The sequence below is a fragment of the Psychrobacter sp. VH5 genome (assembly GCF_050572635.1).
GTDB classification, from domain to species: Bacteria; Pseudomonadota; Gammaproteobacteria; order Pseudomonadales; family Moraxellaceae; genus Psychrobacter; species Psychrobacter celer.
Map to the genome: position 1 here is coordinate 1,451,427 of NZ_CP192145.1, position 18,601 is coordinate 1,470,027.

Here is an 18,601-nt window from a genome sequence, read left to right on the forward strand (position 1 = left end):
CTGTTTTGTTTGTATTCCACTTATTTATATCAAAGGCTTTTTAACTATGACCACACCACTTGCCGATGCGATGTCTCAGCTGGCCATTTATGATTCACTGACAGGTAGCAAGCGTCAGTTTGTACCACTCAAAGCAGGACAGGTCGGCATGTATGTGTGCGGGATGACCGTTTATGATTATTGTCATATTGGTCATGCGCGTGTGATGGTGGCCTTTGATATGGCGGTGCGCTGGCTTGCGCAGCTAGGTTATGATGTCAATTATGTCCGTAATATCACCGATATCGATGACAAAATCATCGCTCGCGCGAGTGAAAATGGCGAAGAGATTGGTGCATTGACCCAGCGTTTTATCGATGCAATGCACGAAGATGCGAGCGCTCTAGGCTGCCAGATGCCAAATGCTGAGCCACGCGCGACCGATCATATCGACGAGATGCAGCAGATGATTGGCAACTTGGTCAACAATGACTATGCGTATGCAGGGGATCATGGTGACGTCTATTATGCGGTCGATAGCTTTGCTGATTATGGCAAATTATCTAAGCGTAACTTGGATGATATGCAGGCAGGTTCTCGTGTTGAGGTCGAGACTGACAAGCGCAATCCATTCGACTTTGTCTTATGGAAAGCGGCCAAACCCGGTGAGCCGCAGTGGGCGTCGCCTTGGGGACAGGGGCGTCCTGGCTGGCATATAGAATGCTCAGCGATGTCGACCAAATGCCTAGGTGATACCTTTGATATTCATGGCGGTGGTCACGACCTACAGTTCCCGCATCACGAAAACGAAATCGCCCAGTCAGAAGCCGCGACAGGCTGCGAGTACGCGCGTAATTGGATGCATGTTGGCTTTATCAATGTCGATGGCGAAAAGATGTCGAAGTCACTGGGCAACTTCTTTACCATTCGTGATGTGATCGCGAAATACTTACCTGAGACGGTGCGTTTTTTCTTATTATCGAGCCATTATCGTAGTCAAGTAAATTTCTCAGACAGCGCTTTGGATGAAGCGCATAATAGCCTAAGCAGATTATACAACGCGCTAAAATTGGCTGAGCAACAAAAAGGTCAGTCAATCGTAGTCAATGCAGAGCTAGTGGCTAAAGCTTACGATAGTGCTGCTGGACAAGACTTTATCAAAGCCATGAATGATGATTTTAATAGCTCAACGGCGGTAAGTGTGTTGTTTGGCTTGGCTCGAGATATCAATAAAGCCGTTAAAGCTGAAGATGTGACGGCGGCATGGCAGTCAGCCCAGCAGCTCAAGGCCTTGGCACAAGTCCTAAATCTCTTGCAGCAGCCTGTACAGCAGTTTTTGCAAGCGGTGACCGGAGAGCAGGCGGATAATGGGCTAGATGATGCTGCTATCGATGCACTTATCACTGAGCGTCATGATGCCAAAGCCAGCAAAAACTTTGCCCGCGCCGATGAGATACGCGAGCAGTTAAAACAGGCAGGTATCGAGCTTGAAGACAGCCGCGCTGGTACCACATGGCGCCGCGCGTAAGCGGATTTGAGCGGACTTATACGATCATACTTGTTTTTTTACATATAAAGTCAGCTTGATGCTGGCTTTTTTTGTACTCAAAATAAATTTAGTCGAGCCTAAATAAAGTTGGCATGCAAGATACTATGTGCCACGTGCTAAAGGTGTTTATTGTGCGCGGCGTTGGGACAGCACGCAAGGTATTAAATAAAATATCTATACGCCTTGTACCAAGACCAAACGGTTTTGATATCGCATTTACGGTATTCTTACGCTTGTAAGATACGCTTATTTTTTATACAAATTCATACAACTTACGCAACTTACTGGCCGTCGATATATGAATACTTCTCACACGGATGCTGCTGAACATCATCAGACTGACACGGATAGAGTCATACCCTTTATTTGCCATCGCACTATTGGCCATCGGCTGATCAATGACAAGTCGACGAAGAGCCGGCGCGCTATGATATGGCAAATACTGGTGATGTTTTTTGTACTGACGTTCGGCGCGGCGATAGAGGCTGTTGCCCAGCCAGATAGTTTTGGCGAATACGCCGAGCAGCAGCTAGACTCGATGAGTGATGGCAGCGTCAGTGTTTCTGCGATTGCAGAAGAGGTATTTGACCCCACTGAGCGTAGCGCGGTAGAGCAGGCAGGTGAGTTGCAGGGTGATGCGGGTCTAACGGGCGAATATCATGAAAGCTATTATCTTTTGGATAGACTCAATACCGGCTTGCCGCCGTTATCTCAGCCGCCAAACCTGACCACGCCGCTTGCCACGTTAGAGTTTTTTCAGTCGGCAGTGATGAAACAGCAGTATGACTTGGCCGCTTACGCGCTGAATATGAACCTGATCGACCAAAGCATGCAGCGCAGCCGCGCGCTTGAGCTCTCTAAGCGTTTGGATTTTTTATTGTCCGAAAGAGAGCTGTATGTGTTTGATGATTTGCCAGATCGTCCGGATGGGCTTATTGAGCCGCCGCTGGGTAACAACAGCAGCGTGATGGGCATCGCCAGACGCTCCATTCAGCTTGGCTATATCGACTACCGCGAGCGCCGCGTACCTATCTATTTGCAGCGCGTGAGAGTTGGGGAGGAGGCACCTGTTTGGGTATTTTCCGCACAAACAGTAGGCAACATCGATAACCTATACGCGCAGTACCATCCGGCAGAGTTTGAGCGCTATCTGCCTGCCTGGTTGAAAATACAGTTTTTTAGTATTGCTTTGTGGGAGTTTTTAGCACTCGTTTTGTTTTTTTTGTTGACCATGGGGGCGGGCTGGCTACTGAGTAAGGGCACTGAAAAGCTCATCAGTCGCTACATCGATGATGAAAAGTACAGCAACTACGTCGGCAGTAGTCATGGTGTGGCAGACCTTGTCAGCAAATTGACGGTACCTTTGACCTTTACCATCAGTTTTTCATTGGTGTTTACCTTAGTGTCAGGGGGCTTTCCTTATCTAGATGCGGTGGCCTCATCGACCCGCCCGCTGATTTGGATTGGACTGGTATTTAGCACTTCATGGCTTGGTATTCGGATTATTAACTTTTTTGCCAATCGCTATCAAAACATGCAGATCGAAAATCTGGCCGAAGAGCATTTTGATAAAGAGCGTCGTCGCCGCACCTATGTATCGATATTTCGCCGCGTCTTTATTTTTGTCATGATTTTGGGCAGTATCTGGATTGGGCTTAGCGAATTTACCAATATGGAGGGTCTGGGCAAGACACTATTGACCTCAGCTGGTATCGCGGGGGTGGTCATCGGTATTGCTGCGCAGCCTATCTTGGGCAATATCATCGCAGGGGTGCAGGTGGCGGTGACTCAGCCTGTGCGTATTGGCGATACGGTGATGATGGAGGGGGATTGGACGACGATTGAAGATTTGCGTTATACCTATGCGGTGCTAAAGACGTGGGATGAGCGCCGATTGATCGTGCCGATGCGCCGCCTGATTACCGAGGTTGTAGAAAACTGGTCTCATACCGAGGTGCATCAGACTTGTGTGGTCTATCTTTACGTGGATTATGGTGCTGATATCGAGGCCATTCGCGAAAAATTTATCTCACTGGTCAAAGATAACGACTTATGGGATGGTGAGACTGAGCCTGAGATGGTCACGGTATCGCTGAGCGAAAACACCATCAAATTAAGAGGGAGCCTAGCCTCTGACGGCCCGATGAATGCCTTTTATCTTGAGTGTCAAGTACGTGAACAGATGCTACATTATCTCTATCGTGAGCAAAAATCATATCTACCCGCTGAGCGTTTTATCATGAAGCAACACGAAGCGTGAGGTGCGCCATCTGTGCTCGATACGCCGGTTAATCCTGTGCCGCTATCTGAGTGATAGAGCAAATGCGCGCCTGTTTGTATGATATTGATCAATTCTACAAAATAAGCTGATAAATAAGCATGCGAGGTGCCTGCGTATTTGTTATAATATGGCGTTATTTTTACGGGATAAATGAGCGATTAAGAGATGAGTCTGCACTGTATTTTTGCAAATTTATCACTCATAAATCAATGGCAATTTTCAAGTACTGGTGTTTGTTTAGTGATAGAGGGTTTTTAGACAAACAACAACTGGCTCATTGTCTATTATCGAAAGCTCTATGATAAAAAGCCTGAAATACATAAGGCTTTGACTATCGTAAAGTCATACTGGTGATCTTGGTTGATTGTCTTATCGCGAAAATCCCACCCATCAAAATAACCACCACTAGGGGTCTGTATGTTGCGAATTGTCGATGAAGCCTTAACCTTTGATGACGTTTTATTATTGCCAGCCTATTCTGAAGTCCTACCAAAAACTGCTGATCTGACCACCCGTTTGACCAAAAACATCACGTTGAATTTACCGTTGGTTTCTGCCGCTATGGATACGGTGACTGAGTCTGAAATGGCCATCACTATGGCGCAACTAGGTGGAATGGGTATCTTGCATAAGAGTATGGATATCGCCAAACAAGCCACGCAAGTACGCCGTGTGAAAAAGTTTGAAGCAGGGACAGTGGTTGACCCTATCACGGTACATCCAGAGATGACCATTGGTGAGCTGTTGCAGTTGACCGAAGACAACAACATCTCAGGCGTGCCTGTCGTCGAAAAAGGCACAGATAGTGTGGTCGGTATCGTCACTCACAGAGACTGGCGCTTTGAAACCAACTTATCACTGCCTGTCAGCAAAATCATGACACCGAAAGACCAGTTGGTCACCGTAAACGAAGGCGAGAGCAACGAAAACATCAAGCGTTTACTCCATGAGCATCGCATCGAAAAAGTCATCGTTATCGATGATAACTATCGCCTAAAAGGTCTGATCACAGTCAATGACTTTGCCAAGGCCGAAAACAACCCAAATGCGTGTAAAGATGAGCAAGGTCGTCTACGGGTTGGTGCCGCTGTCGGCACCGGCGCAGATACGCAAGCACGTGTCGAAGCTTTGATCGCAGCAGACGTCGATGTTATCGTGGTAGATACTGCGCACGGCCACTCAAAAGGCGTGATCGAAAAAGTCTCATGGATCAAAAAGCACTATCCTGATGTTCAAGTGATTGGCGGTAATATCGCCACCGGTGACGCAGCCCTTGCATTACGTGATGCAGGTGCAGACGCAGTAAAAGTCGGCATCGGCCCTGGCTCTATCTGTACCACGCGTATCATCGCTGGTATCGGTGTGCCTCAAATCTCAGCAATCGACAATGTCGCAAGCGCCCTACAAGACAGCATTCCTTTGATTGCTGATGGGGGTATCCGCTACTCAGGTGATATGGCAAAAGCCATCGCTGCTGGTGCATCGTGCATCATGGTCGGCTCGCTTATGGCAGGTACCGAGGAGGCACCAGGTGAGGTTGAGTTGTTCCAAGGTCGCTACTACAAAGCCTATCGCGGCATGGGTAGCTTGGGTGCAATGTCAGGCTCAAATGGTTCATCAGACCGTTATTTCCAAGATGCCAAAGACGGCGTAGAAAAACTGGTGCCAGAGGGTATCGAAGGCCGCGTTCCTTATAAAGGCCCAGTAGCTGGCATCGTCAATCAGTTGGTCGGCGGCTTGCGCTCATCAATGGGTTACACAGGCTCTGCGACTATCGAAGATATGCGTAGCAAACCACAGTTTATCAAGGTGACGTCTGCTGGTATGAAAGAGTCGCACGTCCACGATGTGCAAATTACCAAAGAAGCACCAAACTACCGTGTGAACTAATTTGTTGTCCTACCTACTGTAGGTGCTGCGTTTTTGCTAGATTGCACGACTACAGAGACGTTAAGATACAAACAGCCAACAATGCCTCGTTATTGTTGGCTGTTTTTTTTGTAAAATACCAAAATGGATTATAGCCATCGTAATTACAACAACAGTGATTATAATGACAGTAACAATAATAACAGTAGTGCCGATCCCTGAAACGGCCTTTTACTTTTATATGTGAGGAAGATAGATAATGAGCTACTTTGGCACCGATGGTATTCGTGGAAAGTTTGGTGAATCCCCAATCACACCGGATTTTATTTTAAAATTGGGTTATGTGACAGGCAGGGTGCTAATAGAGAATAATACCAATCCATCGCGCAAGCCCAGTGTGGTCATCGGTAAAGACACTCGCCTGTCAGGTTATGTGATAGAAGGGGCGCTACAGTCGGGTTTTAATGCCGCAGGGGTGGATGTCCATATGCTCGGCCCATTGCCGACGCCTGCCATTGCGCATTTGACTCGCAGTTTTAATGCGGATGCCGGTGTGGTCATCTCCGCCTCGCACAATCCTTATTTTGATAATGGCATCAAGTTTTTTTCGGGCGATGGTAAAAAGTTGACCGATGAGATGCAAACGGCCATTAACGATAAGCTCACCGCCATCATGAGTGCCTCTGAAGCAGACAATAACACCATCATGCCTATTGTGGATCCTGCCAAACTTGGCAAAAACAATCGTATCAACGATGCCAAAGGTCGCTATATAGAATTCTGTAAAGGCAGCTTCCCTTATCAGTATGACTTAAGCCATCTCACCGTCGTCGTCGACTGCGCCAACGGAGCGGGTTATAGCGTGGCACCGAGAGTCATGCGCGAGCTGGGTGCCAATGTCATCGCCATCAATCATGCGCCTGATGGTATCAATATCAATGCTGACTGCGGCTCGACCCATCCAGCAGGCTTGCAAAAAGCGGTCGTTGAGCATGGTGCTGATGTCGGAATCGCGCTAGATGGCGATGGTGACCGTATTGTGATGGTCGATGAAACCGGAGCCTTAGTCGATGGTGATGGGATCTTATACGTGCTCGCCACCCAAGGCGCAGACAAAGCTAAGGGCGTGGTCGGTACGTTGATGAGTAATATGGGGCTGGAGCTGGCGCTCAAAACCGCTGAGATTGACTTTGTCCGTGCAAAAGTAGGCGATCGCTACGTGATGCAAGCGCTTGAGGCCAATGGTTGGATACTGGGCGGTGAGCCGTCTGGTCATATTTTATGTTTGGATAAAAGCCGTACAGGTGATGCGATTATCGCAGGTTTGCAGGTGCTGGCTGTCATGCAAGCACGTGGCCGTGCGCTTAGTGACTTGGTCGAAGGGTTTGACGTCCTACCACAAAAACTGGTCAACGTGCGCTTGTCTGAGATGAAAGACCCGTTTGAGTATCCTGAGCTGGTGGCCGCCTTTGATAAAGCGCGTGCGGCGCTGGCAGGTCGTGGTCGTTTACTCATTCGTCAATCAGGTACAGAGCCGATGATTCGAGTCATGGTGGAGTCTGACGACGAGATAGAATGTGATGTGCTGGCCAATGATCTGGCGGATCAGATCAAGGCAGTATTGGGCTAATTGATTGACGTTAAAGGTTATGATAATCAATCATGATCAGCAGTCACACTGTATATTATATAAAGGAGTTGCCATGAGTATGGATTTTACCGATCAGCGTTTGTCATACGAAAAAGGCGTTTTAGATCAACAGTCAGTTCCCACCTCTCCATTTGAGCTACTCGGTGCATGGATGACTGAGGCGATTGAGCAAAAAGTACAAGAGCCTTATGCCATGAGTCTGGCCACTTGCGGCGCGGATCTTAAACCCAGCGTCCGTATCGTACTGCTGCGTGAGATTACTGAGACAGGGGTGGTGTTTTATACCAATTACGACAGCGCTAAAGGGCAAGATATCAGTGAAAACCCCAATGCTGAAGTGTTGTTTTTTTGGCATGAGCTAGAGCGTCAGATTCGCATCAGTGGCCGTATTGCCAAAATAGACGCGGACAAGTCAGCGGCTTATTTTCAAAAGCGTCCTCACGACAGTCAAGTTGGCGCATGGGTGAGCGAGCCACAAAGCGGAGAAGTGGCTGATCGGGAAGTGATGGAACAAAAATTTGCGCAGTTACAAAACCGCTATCCCAGTGACAGTCCGGTGCCAACGCCGACGTTTTGGGGCGGTTATGAGATTACTGCTGAACACATCGAGTTTTGGCAGGGGCGCGCCAGCCGTATGCACGACCGTATCGTCTATAGCAAAGACGATAACAACAACTGGCAGACCAAACGGCTATTACCATAGCCAAGCACGCTTTTTGCAACCACCGACTTCGTCCTTTTGGGGCGCCATTTATTGCTTAATATTCATCATTACCGAAAAAGACCCAAGTTTCGCTTGGGTCTTTTTTTGTCGGTGTAATCGGTACCATGGCGATACTATTGAGGGTGATGGTACAGTTGAGAGAAAAAAAATAACTGACAAGTGTTTATTTTATCGCTGAGATGCTTGACGGCGCTATATTCTCGGTTCACACTATGATGCGGATTGATAGAGGTTTGCCTCGGTAATTATAGCTCTGTAATGAATAGGGCGAGTACCACTGAGTAGGTGAGTACCATTACATATTCTGCCGTGTCCTCAGTTTAACCATCAATCTAAATTTGGACCTATAAAAGACATAGGATAGTGTCTGCTCGTTGTGACAAGGAAGGCAAAATGGATTTTGTACACATCATTCCACCCAAAAGTCCACAGGCATGGCTCGACATGGATGCGCTCGATCACAATATCGCGCTGGTCAATCAAAAAACCCAAGCCGTCAATCTGCGTCTGGCCACCAAGTCCATACGCTCCATCGATGTTTTGCATTATATAAAAGACAGATCACCTCATTTTATCGGGCTTATGTCCTATGCGGCCGATGAGTCCGTCTATCTGCTCGAAAACGGCTTTGACAATATTCTCTGCGCTTATCCGACCTTAGATACCATCAGCGTGGCAAACACCCTTAAATACACCCAGCAGGGAGCGGTGATGGTCTGGATGGTCGATCGTCCGGAGCATGTGGCGGTATTGGAGCGCGTTGGTATCGAGCACGGCGTCAAAATCGATGTCTGCTTGGATGTCAATATGTCGATGCCACTGCCAAAACTATATTTTGGCACCAAACGCTCGGCACTGATGCACAAAAAAGATATCAAAGCGCTGCTTAAGCACATAAAAAAGTCAGATCATATCAATCTCGTCGCTGCGATGGGTTACGAGGCACAAATTGCAGGCTTGCCCGAGCATTTACCAGGTAAGGCGCTGTTAACACCTGCCATCAAACTGCTCAAACACCGCTCCCAAAAGCAAGTCAGTCAGCGCCGCGGTGCCATGGTGAATTGGCTAAAAAAACAAGGTTATGCGTTGCAGATGGTCAATGGCGGCGGCAGCGGCAGTATGGATTTTACCGCATGTCAGCCTGAGATTACCGAGGTGACAGTGGGCTCAGCCTATTATAAGCCTGCTTACTTTGATTATATGGAGAGCATGCAGGACTTTCGAGCGGCAGCAGGGTTTGTGTTACCGGTGACGCGCCAGCCTGAAAAAGACGTGATCACGTGTCATGGCGGCGGCTTTATCGCTTCAGGCGCCGTAGGCATCGACAAAGCTCCCGTGGTGCATTATCCCGCTGGCCTCACCATACTCAATGACGAGGGATTTGGTGAGGTGCAAACGCCCATGAAAATGGATAAACGTACCGTGTCAGAGACAAGCCTAAAGATTGGCGATGCGGTTTGGTGTCGTCATGCCAAAGCTGGCGAGCTCTGCGAGCATTTCAATGAGCTGATCTGCTATGAAGGCGCTGCTCAGATGCCGCAGGGCACAGCTGAACAGGCTATAAACCATACCTCTATCCGCCGCAAGGATGCGGCGGCAACGATGACAACCTACCGAGGAGACGGCAGATGTTTTCATTGAAGCAGTGGCAAGCAAATAACGACTGGCAAAACTGGGTAGGTTATGAGCGCGCGCAGCCAGAGCAAAAACTGATGCCAGCCTCGGTAGCAGAGCTGCAAGATATCATCAAGCAGGCAAGAAAAGATAAAAAACGTGTGAGAGTCACGGGCGCGGCGCACTCTTTTAGTGGTTGCGCCAAACCTGAAGAGATTGCTATCAGCTTGCATCATATGCGCGGGCTTATCTCAGTGGATACCGAGGCTAAGCTGGCAACGCTACATGCAGGCACGTATTTACATGAGATTGGCGAAGCACTAAAAGCGCATGGCCTTGCGCTTGAAAACATGGGCGACGTCCAAGCGCAGACCATCGCAGGTGCGGCCAGCACGGCAACCCACGGCACAGGAGTGACTCTTGGTTCTATCGCCGATCAAGTGGTGGGCTGGGAGTGGGTAGATGGGTGCGGCGAGCTGCACCATCATCAGCGCGGCAACCCGCAGACAGACGATTTGGGCAATGCGCTGCATGTCAGCCTCGGCATGCTAGGCGTCTTTACCAAGCTGACGCTCAGAGTCGTCGATCTATATGGTTTACAAGAGCGCAATGAGGTCATGGATTTTGCCGATGGTTTGGCAAACTTTCATAAAAACGCCCAGTCGCATCGTCATTTAGAGTGGTTTTTATTTCCTGGCACCAACAAATTACAGCAAAAAACCCTCTCGGCCATTGAGCCAAAACCGATGAGCCACGCACAAAAGCTCAAAGATAAGTTTGACAGCGTGGTGACGCTCAATGGGGCTTTTTATGTACTGTGTGAGCTTGCGCGCATGAAACCTGAATGGAGCAAAAAAGTCAGTCAAATATCCGCTAACTCTATTCCCAACACTAGGCGAGAGGGCTACAGTTACGAAGTATTTCCGACCCCGCGCGGCGTAAAATTTAACGAGTCGGAGTATTTTATTAAGCTCTCAGATTTTGATGCTTGTATCACTGAGGTCAACCAAATCTTGCTCAAAGACAATAAACACTCACATTTTCCCATTGAGGTGCGCACCCACAAAGGCGAGACAGGAATGCTTAGTCCAACCCAAGGTGAGGACTGTGCGGTGTTGTCTTTTCACGTTTATAAAGGTATGGACTGTGAGCCACTGTTTAAATGGTTGTATGAGTATATGAAAAAATGGCAGGGTCGCCCGCATTGGGGCAAGGTCAATAAGCTCAGCCATATAGAGCTACAAAACCTTTATCCTAAGCTCAAGCGGTTTTTGCAAATACGCCGTGAGTACGACCCAGACAATGTATTTATGAATCGCTGGCTTGAAGATAAGTTTTTAAATCATCGCCTATAGCGTGCCTATTTGTGAATGTTCAACACGCACTAACCAGAACACAAAAAACAGCTCTCTGTAGAGCTGTTTTTTATTCGCTATCCCTATGCTAGGCCACAGCTAGCGTTAGCTAGTCGATAACCAGTAAAAAGCTAACCAATAGACTGATCGTAATTGACCTCTAAGCGCATGCTACGCTGATAGCTATCGAGGCTAGCCAGCTGCGACGCATATTGCTCGATATGCGGATAGTCTGCCAGAGCATGACGTTTGGCCAGCATAATCAAATCAAACGATAGCATGAAATCAGCACCGCTTAGCTTATTGCCAACGATAAAAGATTTATCTTTCACCTCATCGTTTAGGTAGCTGAGCAATCGATGCTTTTCGGTACCGATATAGCCATCTAAAAACGCATTGTCCTCCACGCCTGCTTTTTTGGTAAAAAGCTCGAGCAGCAGCGGTAGCATCAAAGAGCTTTCGGCAAAATGAATCCACTGCAGATAAGTGCCATAATCGCTACTATCGGTCGCAGGGCGCAGGCGCTTGGGCGCAAAACGCTCAATCAGCAGCTCAGTGATAGCGCCTGACTCTGCATATAACTGACCATCCATCTCGACAACCGGAGACTTACCCAGTGGATGGACTGCTTTTAGGCTGTCTGGGGCCAGATGCGTTGTCGCATCACGCTGATGGCTGACAATTTCGTAAGCGACGCCCAGCTCTTCTAATAGCCATAGCGTACGTAATGAGCGTGATTGATTGAGATGATGTAAGCGAATCATGATGCCAGCCTTCTTAGAGAGTTCATTTCCATTCTATAAAACACCGAAATATAAATCACCAAACGCTTAGCTTAGCCATTCAGTTTCGTCATTAAGCGTTTTGCTGTTTCTTCTGATGATGCTGGGTTTTGACCGGTGATAAGCAGGCCATCTTCAACGACATAAGATTCCCAGTCCGCCGCCTTTTTGTAGTGACCGCCATTGGCTTTTAGCATATCCTCTACTAAAAATGGCACCACATCAGTTAGGCCAACGGCGTCTTCTTCAGTATTGGTAAAACCTGTCACTGTCTTGCCTTTGACCAAATACTCATCATCGACTTTGACGTTTTTGAGGGCAGCAGGGGCATGGCAGACCAAGGCCACAGGCTTGTCTTGCTTGATAAAACTTTCAATCAAGTTGATAGAGTCCTGGTCGACAGCCAAATCCCATAATGGACCATGACCACCTGGATAGAATACGCTGTCGAAATCTTCAGCTTTCATATCCGCAAGTTTTTTGGTATTGGCAAGGTGCTTTTGCGCCTCGCTATCTTCTTTGAAGCGCTTAGTATCTTTGGTTTGAGCGTCTTCTGTATCGCTACTAGGATCAAGCGGCGGCTGACCACCAGCAGGCGAGGCGAGTGTGACTTCAACGCCAGCATCGATAAAAGCGTAATAAGGCGCAGCAAACTCTTCTAGCCAAAAGCCAGTCTTTTTACCGGTATCGCCTAATTCGTCATGTGAGGTTAGTACCATTAAAATCTTCATAGTTATCCTTATTGTTTGTTATTTTGCTAATCGTTTTAGAGTTAATAACATGCCACTCGGTACATCCTAAAAATTGAGCCGTACCGAGAAACAGCGCCATATCGTTTGTAAACTAAGTGATTTAACAAGTCAAGTTGAGTTATTTAATAAATTGAGCTATTGACTAAGCAACATCAGCGACTTTGACCACGGTTTTACCAAAGTTTTCACCATTGAGCATTTTGACAAAAGCATCAGGTGCATTGTTTAAGCCGTCAGTGATGTGCTCTTTGGTTTTTACCGCGCCTGATTCTACCCATTTACCCATAGTCTCTAAAAACTCTGGGAAATGATCGCCGTACTCTTCAAAGATAATAAAACCTTTGACCGTCATACGTTGTCTTAAGATCAGACCCATCAATACACTCAAACGATCTTTACCATCGGGTAGTTCAGTCGCGTTATATTGCGAGACAAGGCCGCAAACAGGAATACGCGCATGGGCGTTCAATAAAGGCATGACCGCATCAAAGACTTTACCGCCGACGTTTTCATAATAGATATCGATACCATTAGGGCAAGCGGCTTTTAGCTGCTCAGCGAAATCATCGGCATAGTGGTCGATACACACATCAAAGCCAAGCTCATTGACAGCAAACTCACACTTCTCTTTACCGCCTGCGACACCGACAGTGCGTGTGCCATAGATATTACCAACTTGTCCGACTGTCGCGCCAACTGGGCCTGTAGCGGCAGCAACGACTAGAGTCTCGCCTTTTTGCGGTTTACCGATGTCAGTCAAACCCATATAACCAGTAAAACCTGGCATACCTAGAACGCCTAAGCCATAAGAAGGATTGGCCATGTCTTTATCAAGTTTTAATACGCCTTCGCCATCACTGACGCTATAATCTTGCCAGCCTGAGTTAGAGACTACCAAATCGCCTTCGCTAAATTTATCGATATTGGACTCGACCACTTGCGCCACCGTCGCGCCCATAATGATATCACCGACTTCTAGCGGATCAGCATAGCTTTTGCATCGCTCATACGACCGCGCATATAAGGGTCAAGCGATAAATAGACCGTGCGTAGTAGCATCTCATTGCTACCTGCTTTTGGCATCTCACTCGTTGCCATCTCGAAGTTATCGGCGTTCGGCTCACCCGTAGGGCGACTGGCTAATTTGATTTGACGGTTCTGTTGTTTATTTTGTTGTTTGTCAAAACTCATGAATGATCTCCTATTCTATTTATTATTTATTAACTCTATATCAATAACACAAAACTCATAGTGGTAGACAAAGACTGGTCCCAATAACCCATATTAGCAATTCACAGCGTATTACTCCTATGGGCTATTGAGGGTAAAGCGTTACGAAGCTTTACTGGTTGTTGCCCGCTCTAGAATACGGCGTGAGACTGTTAAGTCATTCTTACCATGCTCACCTAATTTGACCATCTTATGCGCCTCTAACTGCTCAATGATAGGATCGATAGCAGAGTCATCAAGATCGGCGTCAGCTAGGCTTACGGGAGACCTAAATCACGGAAGAAATCTTCGGTACGCACAATAGCAGCTTCTATAACCTCATCATCGCTTTGGTTATTATTCGCTTCAATATTCCAGACATTACGCGCGTACTGTAGGAGCCTATCTTTTTTGCTGTCTTTAAGCTCGCGCATGACTGACGGCAATACAATCGTCAAGGTGCGGGCATGATCAATAGCGTGTAATGAGGTCAGCTCATGACCTATCATGTGCGTGGTCAATCTTGCGGCACGCCCGTACCAATCAAGCCGTTCAGCGCCATCGTCGCCGTCCACATGATATTTTTACGCGTTTCCATATTGTTAGGATCAGCTTTTACCGCATGACCTTCTTTCGATAAGTATTTTTAGCAGACTTCCTCAGCGTTAAAAAGCTGTCTTGTAGCCCTGGCGTTGACAGTGGTAGGTGAGATACTGCTCCATCACATGGACAAATGCATTCCTGCCACCCCATTCATCACTTCTGGCGCCTCAGGCAAGGTGAGTGCTTTTGGTCGGATCTAAAATAGAAAAATTCCTAGACAGGCAAGCGTTGTGGTTGCCAAATGGTAGCTTGGCCTGACGGTCACCGTGATTGACCCTTCACGCCGCCTGAGTTCATCTCTGAGCCAGTCGCAGGAATGGTCACATACCGCACCAAGCGTCCAACCGCTGAATCTAGTTTTTTGGTATAACCAATCAGGGCGTCCCATGCTTTTTCACGTGGAGACTGTACCATCGTCTTCTTTGGAGTGAAGATACTAAGGCGACAAAACTTACTTACCGTCGATGACTGAACCGCCGCCGACCGCTAAGATAAAGTCGATATTATGCCTCATTGACCATATCCGCCGCTTCTTTAGCAGAGTATTGAACTCTGGGTTTGGCTTCTCATGCCGCCAAACTCAAAGATATCGCGCTGACCGTTGGCTTTGAGCGCTGTTCTGACTTCATCCAAGGGTGCCCGTGCGCTCAGCCGAGCCGCCGCCATATGTGATAAGGACACGGAGCATCAGTCGGCACAAGCTCTGATAGTTTCTTTGATTTGCCCTTCACCAAAGACGATGCGTACGTGGGATTGGTAGTATTGAAAGTTATTCATAAAAATCCTAAATGATTAGCGTGATGATTTAATGTGAGCTGAGTAGTAATTAGCAGTGCTTTCTTAAAAGCTTTGACTAACCGCTATTTGATAAGTAGCGATAAGTAGCCATTAACTATCTTTTGATAAATAGCATTGTACAGAAATTAGACCAGTCGTCTAGTAAGTAAAGTAAAAAATAGGCCTCAGTTACAAAACACCGTAAGAAAGAGATGCCTATGAGATAGTTAGAGAATGCCAGTCGCCATAGTTAACGACTAACGACTAATGACTAACGACCTAATTGAACGGTTGTCATCTGCCACACCTCTGCTAACGAAGTGTTGGACTGACTGATTTTGGCAATCAAGCTGGCGCCAAGCCAGGCAAAATACCAACGCTTAGCGATACTTTCAGCGGAGACATTATCAAGCTTTGGGATAGATTGATCGCTCCATCCTGTCTTGATAAGCTCAGTTAACCAGTTGATCGTTTGTTGATAGCCGTTATGCAGAGCTTCTCGCATCGGCTCCGAGATATCAGCAACTTCAGCGCTGAGTTTAACGACTAAACACTTTCCATGGTCACAGCCGTTTTGTTGGGTGTCGTACCAGTTCTGAAAATAGTCATAGATCTTTTGCTGAGCGCTACTGTTTTTGTCTGCAATAAGCTCTAAGCGTCTTTTATAACGAGTAAAGTAGTGGATAATAATCTCTTCGCCAAAAGCTTCTTTCGAGGCGAAGTAATGATAAAAAGAGCCTTTAGGTACCCCTGCTGTGTCTAGTATTTGCTTGATACCTACGGCAGTAAAGCCTTTAGAGGCAATAAGCTGATAACCCGTATCTAGCAGATGGGTCTTAGTGTTCGATAACGTTGTATCAGAATGTCCACTATCTAAAGAAGGTAGTGAGTCAAAAGTAGCAGCGGTAGACATAAAAGTTATGTTCTCCTAATTTTATAATTTTGCTTATATTAGCGTTATATCTTTAATTTATAGTCATTGAATTTTACTGAACTTAGATACTCAAAGCACTGAAGGCAAAAAGAAAATAAAGAGGCGTCAGTTACGTTCAGTCAACAAACTTTAATGCAAAATAGTCTGAGTTTTAGAGTAGCTATGTTAGCATTAGACCAGTCGTCTAGCAAACTGACTTTAATGGTTGAGTAGTTATTAAGTGGTTGTTAAGTAGTTATTGAGCTAAGAGAAGTGAGTTTAAACTCGTCACAATACTACACAGTACTACGAGTACAGCTACTAACAATGGTAATAAAAAGAGCCACTAATAATTTATAAAGTTACTGAGCTGCTTACAGATACCATGTCATTAGGGCGTGTTGAACATTCAAATATTAGGACTGCTGATAGATAAAATCGCACCAAACTAGGCGTAAACCGACGATAATGCCGAGGCCTTAGCTAGGTTTACAACACCGTTTGGGGTGATTTTAGCATCAGTCCTTCGGGGCGGGGCCCTTTTTTGCCAATACATGGCGAAATTATCTATCCTAGAATGACTAGGCTTCGAAAATTTCACTGCGTATTGCCTGTAAAATAGCCGCCGCCAGTGCCACATTTGAATGTTCAACACGCCCTAACCTAATAAATAAAAAGGAAAAGTTATGTCAAATAATACTGAAAATAAAAAAAGCGCTTATAGTGACTTTGACTTGCAGTACATTGCAGGCGAGTGGCAACAAGGGCAGGATGATAGCGTCAATACGAATACTAACCCTTTTACTGGTGAGACTTTAGTTAATATTCAGCAAGCGACAGAAGATCAGCTTGATGAAGCCTTTAAGGCGGCGGCAAAAGCCCAGCAACAGTGGGCACAAACGATGCCTGCTGAGCGCTCAAGCCTACTATATAAGGTAGTTGAGATTTTAGATCAGCGCCAAGAGGAGATTGTCGATTGGCTGGTGAAAGAGTCGGGCAGTACTCGTATAAAGGCAATGGTGGAGTTTGGTAGTGCGCGCTATCACGGTAGAGGCAGCAACTTTTCCTAATCGTATGCATGGTGAGATTCGTCCGTCTAACATACCTGGTAAAGAAAACTTCGCTTATCGCGAGCCTATCGGCGTGATTGCGGTGATTAGTCCTTGGAATTTCCCACTGCACTTGACCCAGCGCTCTATTGCCCCTGCAATAGCCTTGGGTAATGCGGTGGTGCTAAAACCTGCTAGCGATACACCTATCACCGGCGGTCTGCTACTCGCCAAGATCTTTGAAGAGGCAGGCTTGCCAAAGGCTTGCTCAACGTGGTCGTCGGCGCAGGTAGCGAGATTGGCGATGCTATCGTCACGCACGACATTCCAAGCTTTGTCTCCTTCACTGGCTCCACTGCAGTTGGCAAACACATCGGCGAGCTTGCTAATGGCGGCGATACTATCAAACCTGTTGCATTAGAGCTTGGCGGTAACAATCCGTTTGTGGTGTTAGCAGATGCCGATTTGGATAATGCGGTAAAAGCGGCAGTCTTCGGTAAGTTCTTGCATCAAGGTCAAATCTGTATTGCTATCAACCGTATCATCGTTGAAGATGCTATCTATGATGAATTCGTTGAGCGTTTCGTTGAACATGTAAAAACCATCAAAGTCGGTGATCCTAATGATAAAGATACGGCTGTTGGTCCTATCATTAATCAAGATCAGCTCGACTCTTTAAAAGATAAAATCGCTAAAGCTCAAGAGGAGGGCGCTAAGACGTTACTCAGTGGTGAGATTGAAGGTCAAGTTGTGCCGCCTCATGTCTTCACTGAGGTAACGGCTGATATGGACTTATTCCGTAATGAGATCTTTGGGCCCTTAGTTGGCATTATTCGCGCACAAGATGAGGATGAGGCGTTGAAGCTTGCCAATGATACTGAGTATGGATTATCAAGCTCAGTATTTACCACGGATATGGAGAAGGGCTTACGTTTTGCCCGTGGTATCAGAGCTGGAATGACTCATGTCAATGATATTACCGTCAATGACGAGAGCGTAGTACCATTCGGTGGTGAGAAAAACTCAGGTATTGGCCGCTTTAATGGCGAGTGGGTGCTAGAGGAGATGACGCGTCTGCACTGGGTGTCTTATCAGCACAAACCGCGTGACTATTCGTTCTGATGCTTTCTAATGCGTTCTAATTCATTTTCATAAATATTTTAACTCGTAAAAAGACTGCTCTAGTAGCAGTCTTTTTTGTACTTAGGAGGGTTAATTTCACTCATAAACGAATGGGTTGGGTCTACTATTTTAGATTAAAGCCCAAAATAGATTGGATCTCCTCGACTGACATATTTCTGACTAACGCTTGCTCTTCGACATCTAAGCGGTTGCTGTGCTCTTTAATCAAAGTATAGATACTGCGGGAGATCTCAGCAGTAGAAGCATAGTACATTTGCGGTTCTTCACGGGTGAGCTGAGTCAAAAACCTATTGATGAGTTTACGTTTTTCTGCCGAAGCATTGTCTTCACTCACAGTTATCTCCTTTAATT

Annotated in this window: 14 protein-coding genes and 2 pseudogenes; 8 read left to right on the top strand and 8 right to left on the bottom strand. The window is 46.7% G+C overall.

The genetic code is table 11. The annotated features are described in order from the left end of the window. Positions 1 to 46 precede the first annotated feature (46 nt). The 7 genes from cysS (at position 47) to ACNFVB_RS06195 (ending at position 11,022) form a co-directional block, all read left to right on the top strand. Entirely contained in the window at positions 47 to 1,507 is a 1,461-nt protein-coding gene (gene cysS / locus ACNFVB_RS06165) for a cysteine--tRNA ligase (protein WP_430738438.1), read from the top strand. A gap of 319 nt (positions 1,508 to 1,826) precedes the next feature. Next, on the top strand, positions 1,827 to 3,788 hold the full coding sequence (locus ACNFVB_RS06170; protein WP_430738439.1) for a mechanosensitive ion channel family protein: 1,962 nt from the start codon (positions 1,827 to 1,829) through the stop codon (positions 3,786 to 3,788). 438 nt (positions 3,789 to 4,226) lie between these two features. After that, positions 4,227 to 5,699 carry an IMP dehydrogenase gene (gene guaB / locus ACNFVB_RS06175; protein WP_430738440.1) on the top strand — a complete coding sequence of 491 codons (1,473 nt, stop codon included), beginning with the start codon at positions 4,227 to 4,229 and terminating at the stop codon, positions 5,697 to 5,699. Between the two features lie 238 nt (positions 5,700 to 5,937). After that, positions 5,938 to 7,308, top strand: coding sequence for a phosphoglucosamine mutase (glmM, locus tag ACNFVB_RS06180; protein ID WP_430738441.1), 1,371 nt, complete (start codon positions 5,938 to 5,940; stop codon positions 7,306 to 7,308). Positions 7,309 to 7,387: 79 nt separating this feature from the next. Continuing rightward, positions 7,388 to 8,032, top strand: a complete 645-nt coding sequence (gene pdxH / locus ACNFVB_RS06185) for a pyridoxamine 5'-phosphate oxidase (RefSeq protein WP_199774522.1) — start codon at positions 7,388 to 7,390, stop codon at positions 8,030 to 8,032. 414 nt (positions 8,033 to 8,446) lie between these two features. Continuing rightward, positions 8,447 to 9,694 carry an alanine racemase gene (locus ACNFVB_RS06190; RefSeq protein ID WP_430738442.1) on the top strand — a complete coding sequence of 416 codons (1,248 nt, stop codon included), beginning with the start codon at positions 8,447 to 8,449 and terminating at the stop codon, positions 9,692 to 9,694. After that, positions 9,682 to 11,022, top strand: coding sequence for a D-arabinono-1,4-lactone oxidase (locus ACNFVB_RS06195; protein ID WP_430738443.1), 1,341 nt, complete (start codon positions 9,682 to 9,684; stop codon positions 11,020 to 11,022). The genes ACNFVB_RS06190 and ACNFVB_RS06195 overlap by 13 nt, the downstream gene beginning before the upstream one ends. 131 nt (positions 11,023 to 11,153) lie before the next feature. Here ACNFVB_RS06195 and ACNFVB_RS06200 read toward each other — a convergent pair whose 3' ends face one another. The 7 genes and pseudogenes from ACNFVB_RS06200 to ACNFVB_RS06230 all read right to left on the bottom strand — a co-directional run bounded on the left by ACNFVB_RS06200 (position 11,154) and on the right by ACNFVB_RS06230 (position 16,058). Beyond that, on the bottom strand, positions 11,154 to 11,786 hold the full coding sequence (locus tag ACNFVB_RS06200; RefSeq protein ID WP_430738444.1) for a glutathione S-transferase family protein: 633 nt from the start codon (positions 11,784 to 11,786) through the stop codon (positions 11,154 to 11,156). Between the two features lie 71 nt (positions 11,787 to 11,857). Next, on the bottom strand, positions 11,858 to 12,535 hold the full coding sequence (locus tag ACNFVB_RS06205) for a type 1 glutamine amidotransferase domain-containing protein (protein WP_430736895.1): 678 nt from the start codon (positions 12,533 to 12,535) through the stop codon (positions 11,858 to 11,860). Positions 12,536 to 12,698: 163 nt separating this feature from the next. Beyond that, a pseudogene (locus ACNFVB_RS06210) lies at positions 12,699 to 13,747 on the bottom strand (NADP-dependent oxidoreductase). Between the two features lie 296 nt (positions 13,748 to 14,043). After that, positions 14,044 to 14,340, bottom strand: a complete 297-nt coding sequence (locus tag ACNFVB_RS06215) for a hypothetical protein (RefSeq protein WP_430736896.1) — start codon at positions 14,338 to 14,340, stop codon at positions 14,044 to 14,046. Between the two features lie 289 nt (positions 14,341 to 14,629). Then, positions 14,630 to 14,782 (bottom strand): hypothetical protein, encoded by a 153-nt coding sequence (locus ACNFVB_RS06220; protein WP_430736897.1) that lies wholly within the window; start codon positions 14,780 to 14,782, stop codon positions 14,630 to 14,632. A 120-nt stretch (positions 14,783 to 14,902) separates the two neighbouring features. After that, a complete protein-coding gene (locus ACNFVB_RS06225) occupies positions 14,903 to 15,049 on the bottom strand; it encodes a hypothetical protein (protein ID WP_430736898.1) in 147 nt (48 codons plus the stop codon). A 367-nt stretch (positions 15,050 to 15,416) separates the two neighbouring features. Beyond that, positions 15,417 to 16,058, bottom strand: a complete 642-nt coding sequence (locus ACNFVB_RS06230; protein WP_430736899.1) for a TetR/AcrR family transcriptional regulator — start codon at positions 16,056 to 16,058, stop codon at positions 15,417 to 15,419. Positions 16,059 to 16,744: 686 nt separating this feature from the next. Here ACNFVB_RS06230 and ACNFVB_RS06235 point away from each other — a divergent pair. Continuing rightward, positions 16,745 to 18,229: pseudogene (locus ACNFVB_RS06235) on the top strand (aldehyde dehydrogenase family protein). 124 nt (positions 18,230 to 18,353) lie between these two features. Here the strand turns inward: ACNFVB_RS06235 and ACNFVB_RS06240 are convergent. Then, entirely contained in the window at positions 18,354 to 18,584 is a 231-nt protein-coding gene (locus ACNFVB_RS06240) for a hypothetical protein (protein ID WP_025645627.1), read from the bottom strand. Positions 18,585 to 18,601 lie beyond the last annotated feature (17 nt).

Excerpts from the sequence above, each read along its gene's own strand:
- cysS (WP_430738438.1), top strand. The coding sequence starts at position 47 with ATGACCACACCACTTGCCGATGCGATGTCTCAGCTGGCCATTTATGAT.
- ACNFVB_RS06170 (WP_430738439.1), top strand. The coding sequence starts at position 1,827 with ATGAATACTTCTCACACGGATGCTGCTGAACATCATCAGACTGACACG.
- guaB (WP_430738440.1), top strand. The coding sequence starts at position 4,227 with ATGTTGCGAATTGTCGATGAAGCCTTAACCTTTGATGACGTTTTATTA.
- glmM (WP_430738441.1), top strand. The coding sequence starts at position 5,938 with ATGAGCTACTTTGGCACCGATGGTATTCGTGGAAAGTTTGGTGAATCC.
- pdxH (WP_199774522.1), top strand. The coding sequence starts at position 7,388 with ATGGATTTTACCGATCAGCGTTTGTCATACGAAAAAGGCGTTTTAGAT.
- ACNFVB_RS06190 (WP_430738442.1), top strand. The coding sequence starts at position 8,447 with ATGGATTTTGTACACATCATTCCACCCAAAAGTCCACAGGCATGGCTC.
- ACNFVB_RS06195 (WP_430738443.1), top strand. The coding sequence starts at position 9,682 with ATGTTTTCATTGAAGCAGTGGCAAGCAAATAACGACTGGCAAAACTGG.
- ACNFVB_RS06200 (WP_430738444.1), bottom strand. The coding sequence starts at position 11,786 with ATGATTCGCTTACATCATCTCAATCAATCACGCTCATTACGTACGCTA.
- ACNFVB_RS06205 (WP_430736895.1), bottom strand. The coding sequence starts at position 12,535 with ATGAAGATTTTAATGGTACTAACCTCACATGACGAATTAGGCGATACC.
- ACNFVB_RS06220 (WP_430736897.1), bottom strand. The coding sequence starts at position 14,782 with ATGGTACAGTCTCCACGTGAAAAAGCATGGGACGCCCTGATTGGTTAT.
- ACNFVB_RS06230 (WP_430736899.1), bottom strand. The coding sequence starts at position 16,058 with ATGTCTACCGCTGCTACTTTTGACTCACTACCTTCTTTAGATAGTGGA.